The sequence below is a fragment of the Brevibacillus sp. HB2.2 genome (genome assembly GCF_013284275.1).
GTDB lineage: Bacteria > Bacillota > Bacilli > Brevibacillales > Brevibacillaceae > Brevibacillus > Brevibacillus brevis_D.
In genome coordinates this window covers 1-12,052 of the sequence record NZ_JABSUV010000008.1, presented here as the reverse complement: position 1 = coordinate 12,052, position 12,052 = coordinate 1, and the positions used below count along the sequence as shown (strand labels likewise).

The window sequence follows — 12,052 nt, the reverse complement described above, 5'->3', positions numbered from 1 at the left end:
GCTTTTCTTATTCATGAAGGAAAACACTTTTTGTCGTAGTTAGGAGGGGCCGCGTTGGACGACCAGCGCAAGCGCACGATTATCGCCGAAATTGAAAACTGGCGGCGCAACCATTTACTGCCTGAACATTACTGCATCTTCTTGTTAAATCTGTATACAGAAGGGGATCGGCCAAATACACCGGCGTCCGCAGGCGGGAATGAGCGAATGGGAACGGCACCGAGTGTGCTGTCAGGAAAAGTCAATTCAACATCATCTGTCACAAACACATATGCACCTAGAACTGTCTCTCCAGTGACGGGGAAAATGGTAATGGCATGGCTCCTTGGTGCTTTTGTCATTGCTGGTTTGATCTTACTTGCTTTTCATTTTAACCGTTTTCAAACCCCAATGCAAATTACCATCTTTGCCTGTTTCGCTCTCGTTTTCTATATTCTGGGACTCGTTTATCGAAGATCGGCCCCGCCATTGACGCATGTATTCCTGGCTTTGTCCTTTGGGATTTTGATCGCGGGAGGCGTTTATTGTATCCAAAAAATGGATGGTAGCTTGCCGTTTATCCTGTTTTATTTAGGCTTCGTTTGCATGTTGCTGTGCATCAGCGCAATTGTTTTCGGCTATGCTTATTTGCTCTATGCAGGGTTACTGGGTTTGGCCATCTTGTATGGCATTACAACCGTTCATCGAGTAGGGATGGACTATACATGGTGGACATCGGAGTTGTACTGGGTACCGCTTGCGTGCTTGCTCACAGGTATGGGCTTCTTGATGAATAAGGCCAATTCGAAATGGGCGGGAGTATTTGCAGTATGTGGACTTGCCTTTTTCTTTGGTGCAGAGATACAGGCTCTGTATATTCCAGCGGCGAAGCGAGATATGATTCAATTGCTGTTGTTCATTAAGGTGTTCATCGCGTCCATTTTGTTCTTCTTCACGCGTGGATATTGGTATGCGTGGTTGAGACTGTAGACTATGCGAGACTTCTCGTTCTCCTCTGCCTGCTTATCTGTTACAATTTCAGAAGAGAGCAAACGGGGTGAATAAATGAACAACAATTGGAAAGTTTTAATCGGTATATTGCTGGTGGCTTTTTTTCTGGGTGGAGAAACAGTAGCCAAATTTATGGGTGTACATACATATAGCATCGGATTCATAGCAGCATCTGTCTCTTTTTTGGGAGCGATTTTATTAGGAGCACGCCGATCATAGGCGTGTTTTTTTTGAGAAATTCCACATGAATCCAAAATCGTGGTGTATAATGGTAAGAGTATTCTGAACAAACGCTCAGTCAAAATTGTGTATTTCTTGATGGTTCTTTACTAAAGCGTTTTCAAGGGGGCAGCGATTATGAACTTCGATTTGACTTCAGAACAACAAATGTTAAAAAAAATGATACGCGAATTTGCTGATGAGGTAGTGGCACCGGAAGCAGATGAACGCGATCAAACTAAACAATTTCCTGTCGGAATATTCAAGCAGATGAGCGAGCTGAACTTGATGGGCCTTCCCTTCTCTGAGAAATACGGGGGTGCAGGAGCTGATTCCACGAGTTTTGCGATCGTTGTGGAAGAGCTAAGTCGTGCATGTGGCTCTACAGGAATTACGTATTCGGCGCATATCTCGTTAGGTGGCGCTCCACTGGCTTTGTTTGGAACAGAAGAGCAAAAGCTGAACTATTTAAGCAAAATCTGTTCTGGCGAAAGCTTTGGCGCGTTTGGCTTGACGGAACCAAATGCAGGGTCTGACGCAGGTGGTACGAGGACGAATGCGATCTTAGCAGACGGGGAGTGGACGATTAACGGCTCCAAATGCTTCATTACCAATGCCTCCTATGCTTCGTTTCTCGCCTTGACAGCTGTGACTGACAAAGAGCAGGGCTCACGGGGTATTACTGCTTTTATCGTTCCGACAGATACACCTGGCTTTCAGGTGTTGGCGAACTATGAAAAGCTCGGCTTGCACAGCTCCAATACAACGGAGCTCGTTCTTGAAAATGTCCGCGTGCCAGAGGAAAACATCCTTGGGAAGCGGGGAGAAGGCTTCAAGCAGTTCCTCATTACACTTGATGGTGGGCGAATCGGGATCGGAGCTATGGCAGTAGGAATTGCACAGGCTGCCTATGACAAGGCGTTGCAATACTCCAAGCAGCGTACGGCTTTTGGCAATTCCTTGAGTCATTTTCAAGCAATCCAGCACAAGCTGGCGGATATGGCGATGCAAATAGAGCTGGCGAGAACGATGGTGTATAAAGCAGCGTGGTTGAAAGATCATGGTCGCAAATTTACGAAAGAAGCAGCAATGGCAAAATTGTATGCTTCGGAGATTGCCATGTCTGCTACACATCAGGCTATTCAGATTCACGGTGGGTATGGTTATATGCGGGAGTATCAGGTAGAACGATTTTTCCGCGATGCCCGACTATTAGAGATCGGCGAGGGGACTTCAGAGATTTTACGTAATGTCATCGCAAGAGAAATCGGGTGCTAGCCCTACGTATTTGACAACGAAAGAGCATGACTGCCAGCGTAAACTGACAGCCATGGCTCTTTTTTTGTTTGTTACTTTTTATTGATCGCCAGATTGTACAGTTGGGAAACCAAATCCACTCGCGATATCGTCCCCTACAGCAGCGTTTGAGCCACCTTTGATGTCATTTCCTTTCGCGCGTTTTTGCAATTCTACACGAACATCTTGAGAGCTCCAAGATGGATTGGATGCCCAGATTTTCGCAGCCAAACCAGAAATGTGTGGGGTTGCCATGGAGGTTCCGCTGATGGAATTGTAACCTCCGTTATTCCATGTAGACTGAATAGCGCGTCCTGGTGCTGATACTTCCACATCGCGTTCTTGAATCACGTAGTCTCCCGCTTGCCCGCTCTTACCACGAGAAGAGAAGTCAGCTACACGGTAGGTTCCGTTTTGTTGAACATTCTCCAACGCTGCTACGGCTACTGTATTCACTAATGCTCCAGGGTAGCCAATGCTATTCACTGTCGGTCCGGAGTTACCAGCCGCTGCGACGACTAATACACCTTTTTGGTTTGCATACGTGATGGCACTTTCCATAAGGGTACTCTTACCGCTAGAGCCAAGAGACATAGAGATGATCGTTTTCACGCCTAATTGAGCGGATTGGTCAGCAGCGTAACGAATAGCATAGGCAATGTCATCCTCATAGCCGGAGCCAGAGTCATCCAGTACTTTATATGCCCATAGCTTTGCATCTGGTGCTACACCATAAATACCTGCGCCATTGCCGCCGTCAGCGAGAACAGTTCCGGCGACGTGTGTTCCATGACCATGCGCATCATTGCAAGCACCAGTAACAACAGGCGAAGAAGATTGCGTGAAATCGTTGCACTGCTCTGCGTTAGCGGTTAGGTCCGAGTGCTGCGTATACACGCCAGTATCCAGGACTGCAACACGAACATCTGCACCGCCAGTTGTAGCGGAGAGGGATTGGTTTTTATAGATTGCTTTAATTCCCCACGGAACGACTGCCGCAGGAGAGACCTCTAGCGCACTTGCTTGATCTTCTTCTATATACTCAGCGATCTTTAATTTTTGCAATACGGTGATTTTTACATTGGGATCGCTTTTCAGTTGGTCAAGTTGATCACTATTTACATCGAGGGTAAAGCCATCTTCACCAAAATCATGGCGAACTTCCAAAGGTCCAGCAAAATAACCGGTTCTCACATCCGAATCTGATTGAATTAATACCCGTTCAGTATCAAATTCATTGAGCGAATCGTTACTTGCTGCCCCCACACCTGTGAAGACACTCATCACTAGCGCTGAAGAGAGTAATCCCATTGCCCACCACTTGCCGGTTCTTTTTTTCAAACTTTTCTCCTCCTTAAAGATAGTTAGTTTGTGTTAGTTCATGATGTTCATGGCGTTAATATACATATCTGTAAAAATTTTGTAAATATTTATTTATTAAAATAAAGTTCACAATTCAGTGAAAATTAAATCAAATTGTATAAAATGCGATAAAACAACGCCGTATTTAAAAATTTTGCTTGTTATTCCGAACATTACATCCACGTAATGGCAACCTGTAAGCCTCTCGACTACTTACCCAAGGGCCCCTTTAATGACCTTGTCCCTGCTGGGCGCAACAGTGAGGATTTTGTCGTTCTTTGCTGATTATCTGTTAGGGAATTTGCATTTCGCAATTGCTGCCAAATAGGGTAGAATAGAGGCAACGGAAGGTGAATATACAGATGACATCAGTATCAATATCCAAGCGGCTACAAACAATTGCCCGCTATTGTCCAGAAGGAGCCCGCGTCGCCGACATCGGGTCGGATCATGCGTTGTTGGCTTCTTATTTGCTTGTAAAAGGAATTGCTTCTTTCGTGATCGCAGGCGAATTGAATGAAGGGCCTTTTCAAGCGGCAAAAAAACAAATACATACATTGCAGGTAAAAGATCGCGCTTCGGTACGTAAAGGAAACGGGCTCGCGGTATTACAACCTGGGGAAGCAGATGTGATCTGCATTGCTGGGATGGGCGGACAATTGATCGTTTCCATTTTGGAAGCAGGAAAAGACAAACTGGAAGGTGTGCAACGCCTGATTCTGCAACCAAACGTAGGGGAAGAAGCGGTTCGCCTGTGGATGATAGAGAATGGTTGGCAGTTAATCGCGGAATCCATATTGGAAGAAGACGGCGTGATTTATGAGATTCTCGTCGCAGAACGAGGCAATCCTACCTTGCCTTATGAGGGCAAAGATCGTATGCAGCAAGAGCTCCTGCGCATTGGTCCATTTCTTTGGGTGGAAAAATCAGAGGTATTGCAAGAGAAGTGGCTACATGAGCATGAAAAATGGCAAAAGATCATCGTTCAATTAAAGCGTTCGGACAAGCCGGAAGCAGCAGAACGAATCAAAGAAATCGAAGCAGAAGTAAAATGGATCGATGAGGTGATCGCATGCTTGCGCACGGACAAACAGTAATCCAATATGTAGAACGTCTGGCACCTAAATCGTTGGCGATGGAAGGCGACAAGATTGGCCTTCATGTTGGCACCTTGCAAAAAAAGGTAAAAAAAGTGATGATCGCACTAGACGTACTGGAATCTGTGGTGGATGAAGCAATCGCAGAGGGTGTAGACCTGATTGTGGCTCACCATGCCGTTATATATCGACCACTGAAACACCTTAGGACAGATCTCGCCGCAGGACGTGTCTTCGAAAAGCTGATCAAGCATGACATTGCGGTATATACAGCCCATACCAATTTGGATGTTGCGTATGGGGGGATGAACGATTGGCTCGCAGAAGCGGTTGGACTCACTAATGTAGATGTACTGGATGTTCTTTCAAGAGAGGCTTGGAAGAAGCTCGTCGTATTCGTGCCCGCTACTCATAAGGAAGTGGTGTTTTCCGCACTTGCTGAAGCGGGGGCAGGGCATGTAGGCAACTATAGCCACTGTTCTTTTCAGACAGAAGGCACCGGAACCTTTTTACCAGGGGAAGGAACGAATCCCCATATCGGTTCGACAGGTCAATTGGAAAAAGTAGAGGAAGTTCGGATCGAGATGATTGTTCCTGCCTCCAGGCAATCGGCTGTGGTTAAAGCAATGCTTGCTGCCCATCCCTACGAAGAAGTCGCTTACGACATCATTCCTTTGGAGCAGTCCGGAACTGCATACGGAATTGGGCGAATCGGTACTCTGCCTGCACCACTGACGCTCCGAGAGTTTGCTTTGCTCGTCAAAGAACGATTCTCCCTCCACGGTCTACGCGTAGTTGGCGACTTGGATGCGACAGTCAAAAAAGTAGCGGTAGTAGGTGGAGACGGAAGCTCCTTTGTTTCCAAAGCCATTTTTAAAGGCGCGGATGTTTATTTAACAGGAGACATTGGTTATCACACCGCACACGATGCGCAAGCAGAAGGCTTGTCGATCGTAGATGCTGGTCACAATATCGAAAAAATTATGAAGGAAAAGCTGGCGACTATTTTGCTTGAACAATTGCAGGCAAATGGTTACGAAACAGAGGTTATTCCTTCGCGCGTGCACACAGATCCGTTCCAGTTTGTTTAAGACGTAGCAGGACCAACCTTTTGTTGCCTGCCAGATGAAGTGTAGGAGGATTTTATGTGCAAAAACTAATCCGGACAATTTCTTGTGGATTACTGACATTAAGCTTACTCACCCCCGGCGTCGCTTCAGCGGCTGGGGGCTTATTGCCATACAATGACATCAGCAAGCACTGGGCGAGAAATGCAATTATTCAAGGCGTGCAGCTCGGTTTGTTTGAGGCTGGTCCAAATGTTCCGAAGTTTTACCCAAATCGTGACATGACACGTGCGGAATTTCTCGTCATGATCGATCGGCTTTATTACGGGGGGCAGTATCAGATCTATCCGCTTACTTTCTTATCCGAGCATTCGGAGTGGGCGCGGGCAGAAGGTTTTCAGGAACCGTATTTGCCGTATAAAGACGTTGACCGTCTGACCTGGATGTACAAACCAACATTGCGCATCTCCACGATCTTGGATAGACTGTACGGCCCAAATGCGATTCAGTACATTTTTCCTGGTGAGATGATGAAGCCGAATCAGCCGATCACCAAAGAAGAAGCTGCCAAGATTTTGCAAATGTTTACCATGTCTCCAGATAGTAAAAATGCGTGGGAAGAAGTGCGTTCCTGGGGATGGCTAGAGGGAGAAAAAACGGAACGAGTGAAGCGAGGAGATGCTGCGGTCGCAGCTGATCGCATGGTGAATTATTTCCTTCAGGATGGAATCATGCCTCTGCTGGATTACGACGGGAAAAAGTTCCCCATGGTCCCGGATCTCGAAGAGGTATTGCCGTTATTCGCAACCTATGCAGATCCCAAAACAACAGAAGAACAGATTTATGTAGATGCGGCTGCCGCTATTCGCAGTAGAAATGATAGTGAAGAGACATTTGAACAGTTACGAAAGCTGGCGGATGCCTCCTTCCCCAATCAAGTCGGTGTTCACTACTTACTGAGCTGGAATCCTGAAACACCGATTGAAACCAATTTGGAGGAAGCTTTTCTTTCTATCGACGCTTACTTCGAAGACAAAATCATTCTCCCGGAAACACTCGGGCTGTTGAGTGCCAATGTGTACGATATCGCCTTGCAGCTAGGGAACAAGGATCAAAGCCAATACAAAAAAGTGCTTGACCGACTTAGTGCTTATGAACAAAAAGTGAAGCAGGATTCCAAAGAGTGGGAATCGCTCGCCATGTATTTGGGGGCACTGGAAATCAGGAGTAATCAGGTAGACCTGGCGCTGGCTCGTTACAAGCGATTTGCCGACAGGAGCCCGGAGGCATTGTTGAATACTTCCTACTATTATTTGCAGGAAGGACGTATGCAGGAAGCTGAAGAAGTTCTTGCTGCGATGAAACTGAAAGCTTCAGACAGCAGAATGAATCAGCTGCACAAAATGTTGCGTCAAGAGTTTGCCTCTTTAAAAGATCAGCCAGCTATTATTTCTGATTTGGGGTACTCTTTGCGCCAGTTGGACAATGCCGACATCTATCAAGTGAAGGGTGAAGCGGTGTTGAGTGGATTGACGTTCTCATACACGCAGGATGTTAACAAGGAAAAGCAAATAAGCAGAATATCCGGCTTTTATCAATCTCCGCAAAAACTAATATCAGACAAGCTGCTCTCCTATACAGATGGGAAAACAAACACGCAATACTCGTATGATACGGATCGGCAGACATGGGATAAGAGTAGAACGGACAAAGTGGACTTTTTGCACGAGTGGATTGGTGCTGTCAAGGTAGCCGATCGTGCCAAGGAGCTTCATGCACGCTACTACAAACAATCATACGGGAAGTACGATGTCATTACGGAGTGGATTCCGGGCTCTATGCTGGTAGAGAAATCAAAGAAGGTTACGCTCGGACAGGGAAAAGTGAAAGAGGTTCCCTTGTTCATGAACAAGTATTATATTGATCGAGCTAGCGACCAAATTGTCAAACATACGTGGCGTTATGAAGAAATTTATGAGGGCGACGGATACGTAGCCTATTCGGGTACCGACAATTACGACTTTACAAGCAATGTTGCATTCTCGATACCTGATGATGTTCGAAAAGGGGTGGCGCCATGAAACGATTTAGTCAATGGGCAGTAGCAGCTGTACTGCTACTCACAACTGTTCTTCCTGTGCAAGCGGCAGAGTATCCTTTCGAAGAAACAGAAGAAGTATTCCAGCACGTCATGCAGAGCCACTTGAGCAAACCGGTAGCCAAACAATTGGTAAAAGGGGCTCTAGAGGTGGTCAGTGAGCAGGCTAATCAGAAAAAACAGCTTCAATTCAAAGTTTCTGAAGAAGATGACACCTGGGACGAGTTGGAATTGAGGCTTGTAGAATGGCAGAAAAAAGGCGGGTTTGATACGCCGACGATGAACACTTGGGCGATTGATGGAATGCTCTCTACACTCGACGACCCGCACAGCGTATTTTTTACGCAAGATGAACTGCGTTTGTTCCAATCTGACGTTGAGAATCAGTTCGTTGGATTTGGTTTTCGTCTCCGGAGGCAAAATGATCATATTATCATCCGTGAAATCGTTCCGAATTCTCCAGCAGCAGCTTCTCCTTTGCAACGAGGCGATCAATTGATCAGAGTCAATGAGACCTCGCTGGTCGGAAAGACTTTTGAAGAAGCGTATGCTTATTTGAGGGGTAACGAAGGGACTGAAGCCGTTCTTACTGTATATCGTCCATCTGACAAACGGGAGCACCAGATAAAGTTGAAGCGTGCCTCGATGACATTGCCGGAAGCGGAAGGACAGATGTTTTCGAAGGGCGCAGTTGGCTATATCAGTCTTGAAACATTCGGATCAGAAGGAGCCATCCAGGTAAGTGATAAGCTTGCTGAACTATCCCGTGTGCAAAAGCCGTTGTCCGGATTGGTGTTAGACCTGCGGGATAATGGCGGGGGATACTTGTCCACAGCGCGGGATATCGCGAGCCTCTTTATGGAAGAAGGCTTGCTCATGTATACCACGAATCGCAATGGGGTAGAGGTAGAGACGTGGGTACGAAATGGGCAGGATATCGGCATTCCAGTGCGAATTTTGGTAAACGGCGGAACCGCTTCTGCATCTGAGCTGTTGTCAGGTGCGCTGCGTGATCATGGCATCGCCAAACTTGTGGGTACCAAGACATTTGGAAAAGGGAGTGCCCAACAAGTTATTCCTTTGTCGGACGGCGACGCACTCAAGCTCACATTAAATGAATATTTTACCCCTAAGCATACCGTGGTGAATCACGTAGGGCTGCAACCGGATATGGTTGTGGAGGATTATGGAGCACAAGTGGTAGAAGCTCTCCATTCATTGAACGTCAATACGTGGGAACTGAGTGACGCAGAAGGCGATACCGTCATCAATGGAATTCCTTTCCCTACGGTAGATCCTCTCTTTAAACAAACGCCTCAAGGGCTGCAAATCCGAGCTGCTGTACTTTCGCATTTGCTGGGTGATCCGTCCATTGGCGAGAAAGATTACGTAGCACTTGCTCCGTATTTGAAGAAGTACCCTGCACTAAAACAGCAAACGAAAAATGGTATCAACACTCTCACATTTACTTCGTGAGCATGGTCCCCTGACGCTTTTGGCGAGCAGGGGCTTTTTCTTTTTCAGGCGTATACTCGGTCATGCAAAATCGAACACTATCAGGTGCGACTATGACTATTGCTATTACGAAGAGAAGGGTGGCAGCCGGATGAAAAAGGTTATATTATTCCTGATCGACTCTATGATGCCTGATGTTCTGGAGCGATGCATTGCTGCCAATAAAGCACCGGCGCTTCGGTTTTTCATGGAGCATAGCCAGTACATACCAGATTGTGTGACCGTTTTCCCTACAATGACGGCTTCGATAGATTGCTCTCTCATTACGGGAGTCTATCCCGATCAGCACAAAGTACCGGGTTTAGTTTGGTATGATGCAGAGCAGAAACAGATGGTGAATTATATTAATGGGGTCGCTTCTATCCGAAAAATAGGCATCTCAAGCTGTGCCGAAAACGTCCTTTTTGATTTGAATGAACGTCATCTGAGCAAGGATGTCAAAACCATTCATGAGGTACTGGAAGAAAACAAACTTGTATCTGGTTCCATCAATGTGATCGCCCATCGCGGACATAAGCAGCATAAAGTGAAAATGCCAACCTTGCTTGATACAATTACATCTTTTTCCTTGCGCGAAAAGGTGAGTGGTCCAACGATCATGAGTATGGGGACACTGGTGAGCCCGGCGTTATTTCGTACCGTCCCCTGGGGCTTCTCTCAATCCGCTTTGGAAGGCTACGGAATTAATGATACTTATGCAATCGATGTGATGATTGAGGTGATTCGCAGTGGTCATCAGCCACATTTTACGCTGGTCTATCTGCCAGAGAATGATCATAAACTCCACAAGTCCCCGGAGGATGCCGTACAGCACTTGGCAGATGTGGACAAGCAATTGGCTCGTTTGCTGGATAGCTTCGCATCATGGGAGCAAATGCTGGAGAGAAATGTATGCATTTTGATTAGTGATCATGGGCAGACCGTCATCGGAGAAAGTGAGGATCACAATATACCGCTGGATCATCTTTTGGCGAATTTCTCGGTCCATGCGCTTGGTACGGATGTGACATCAGAAGTGGAAGTAGTCATTTGCAATAATGAGCGTATGGCCTATTTATATCCAGTGAATGGAACGAATCCACTTTCTATTGTAGAAGCGGTTAGTGTGGAAGAAAGAATTGATTTGATTGCTTGGAAAGAGGGCGCGAAGGTAAAGGTGCGTCGGGGCGGAACGCAACAGGAAATGTGTTTTTGGCGAAACGGGGAGTATCAAGATGCCTACGGTTCTTCTTGGTCCGTTGAAGGAGATGTTACCGTGCTGGATGTGCAATATGATGGGGAGTGTCTTTCTTTTGATACATACCCGGATGCTTTTTCTCGACTATACGGGGCATTGTTCTCGCAGACCGGTGACGTGGTAGTCGTTACCGCTGCCAAGAGCTATGAATTATTATCGGAATGTGCACCCACGCATTTAGGGGGAGGAAGCCATGGATCCCTGCATAAGCAAGATTCTCTGATTCCGTTAGTGATTGCAGGGGCTTCGGAGTTGTTTCCACTCCCAGCAAGACTGGTAGATGTCAAAGACTTTATTCTCCGTGAACTGGGGATTCCGTCAGCCTCAAATCCGCAATGACCGGGACATGATCGGACCAATTGACAGGTAACAGCTCGTAGTGCTCGATATTCCAGTGATGAGAAACAAAAATATAGTCCAGGCGTCGGCGGAAGGCAGGAAGCGTCGGTTTTTTTTCCTGACCTGAGACAAGGGCACAGTCCATTAGGTGTGGAGTAAAGGACACATTACTCGCGTTGAAATCCCCCATTAGGAGTAATGGGGCTTTTGCGTGTTGCTGTATCAATGTAGACAGGAGTTGTAGCTGGGCCAGTCTGCTTACTTGATTTAAGCTGCAGTGTGTAACACAAAGTGTAATCGTACGTCCGAATCCTTGGAAGGATGCATACAGGAGGGTTCGTTGTTCTTTTCTGGCTGGTAAAACGATAGCCTCGACATTTTCAAGCGCGTACTTCGATAGTAGCGCATTGCCGTAATACCCATCTCCTATCGAGATTGAAGGGGAAAAGGCCAAGTGATATTGTAATTGATCGGCGATGTAGCTCGCTTGATACCCATACTTCCCGTTTTGATGAACTTCCTGAAGACCGATGATGTCTGGTTGTAAGCCCTTTAAGGTCAGAGTCATTTCGTTCAGCCGGTTTCGCCACCAGAGGTCACGTCCGCTATGAATGTTATAGCTGACTACACGCACCCTTGTTCACTTCCTTTGTTTTGACGTCATTTTTTTAACTTATTTAGTTTTCCCTATTGCATTAGGTTTTAGTCTATGCTATATTAAAAAGCGTCGCCTCTGCTTGAGGCACAGATGGTATGAAATGCTCCTTGAAAACCGGAATAGAATTAATCTGTGAAAATAAGCTTGTGTTTTACTTGAAGTCAGATTCATCTT

At 46.4% G+C, this 12,052-nt stretch carries 9 protein-coding genes; 7 read left to right on the top strand and 2 right to left on the bottom strand.

Features of this window, described 5'->3' with window-relative positions; genetic code table 11:
• Positions 1-54: 54 nt before the first annotated feature.
• A complete protein-coding gene (locus tag HP401_RS07335; protein ID WP_173604592.1) occupies positions 55-969 on the top strand; it encodes a hypothetical protein in 915 nt (304 codons plus the stop codon).
• A 378-nt stretch (positions 970-1,347) separates the two neighbouring features.
• Entirely contained in the window at positions 1,348-2,487 is a 1,140-nt protein-coding gene (locus HP401_RS07330) for an acyl-CoA dehydrogenase (protein ID WP_173604591.1), read from the top strand.
• Between the two features lie 78 nt (positions 2,488-2,565).
• Here HP401_RS07330 and HP401_RS07325 read toward each other — a convergent pair whose 3' ends face one another.
• Positions 2,566-3,846, bottom strand: coding sequence for a S8 family peptidase (locus tag HP401_RS07325; protein WP_173604590.1), 1,281 nt, complete (start codon positions 3,844-3,846; stop codon positions 2,566-2,568).
• A 383-nt stretch (positions 3,847-4,229) separates the two neighbouring features.
• Here HP401_RS07325 and HP401_RS07320 point away from each other — a divergent pair, with 383 nt between their 5' ends.
• The 5 genes from HP401_RS07320 (at position 4,230) to HP401_RS07300 (ending at position 11,220) form a co-directional block, all read left to right on the top strand.
• Positions 4,230-4,964 carry a tRNA (adenine(22)-N(1))-methyltransferase gene (locus HP401_RS07320; protein WP_173604589.1) on the top strand — a complete coding sequence of 245 codons (735 nt, stop codon included), beginning with the start codon at positions 4,230-4,232 and terminating at the stop codon, positions 4,962-4,964.
• The gene (locus HP401_RS07315; RefSeq protein ID WP_173604588.1) at positions 4,940-6,055 is read left to right on the top strand and encodes a Nif3-like dinuclear metal center hexameric protein; all 1,116 of its coding nucleotides are present in this window, start codon (positions 4,940-4,942) and stop codon (positions 6,053-6,055) included. Before HP401_RS07320 ends, HP401_RS07315 begins: the two co-directional genes overlap by 25 nt.
• Positions 6,056-6,111: 56 nt before the next feature.
• Entirely contained in the window at positions 6,112-8,112 is a 2,001-nt protein-coding gene (locus HP401_RS07310; RefSeq protein ID WP_173604587.1) for an S-layer homology domain-containing protein, read from the top strand.
• A complete protein-coding gene (locus tag HP401_RS07305; RefSeq protein ID WP_173604586.1) occupies positions 8,109-9,605 on the top strand; it encodes a S41 family peptidase in 1,497 nt (498 codons plus the stop codon). The genes HP401_RS07310 and HP401_RS07305 overlap by 4 nt, the downstream gene beginning before the upstream one ends.
• A gap of 130 nt (positions 9,606-9,735) precedes the next feature.
• On the top strand, positions 9,736-11,220 hold the full coding sequence (locus HP401_RS07300; RefSeq protein WP_173604585.1) for an alkaline phosphatase family protein: 1,485 nt from the start codon (positions 9,736-9,738) through the stop codon (positions 11,218-11,220).
• Here HP401_RS07300 and HP401_RS07295 read toward each other — a convergent pair.
• The gene (locus HP401_RS07295; protein ID WP_173604584.1) at positions 11,174-11,854 is read right to left on the bottom strand and encodes an endonuclease/exonuclease/phosphatase family protein; all 681 of its coding nucleotides are present in this window, start codon (positions 11,852-11,854) and stop codon (positions 11,174-11,176) included. The two genes, HP401_RS07300 and HP401_RS07295, sit on opposite strands and share 47 nt — an antisense overlap.
• Positions 11,855-12,052 lie beyond the last annotated feature (198 nt).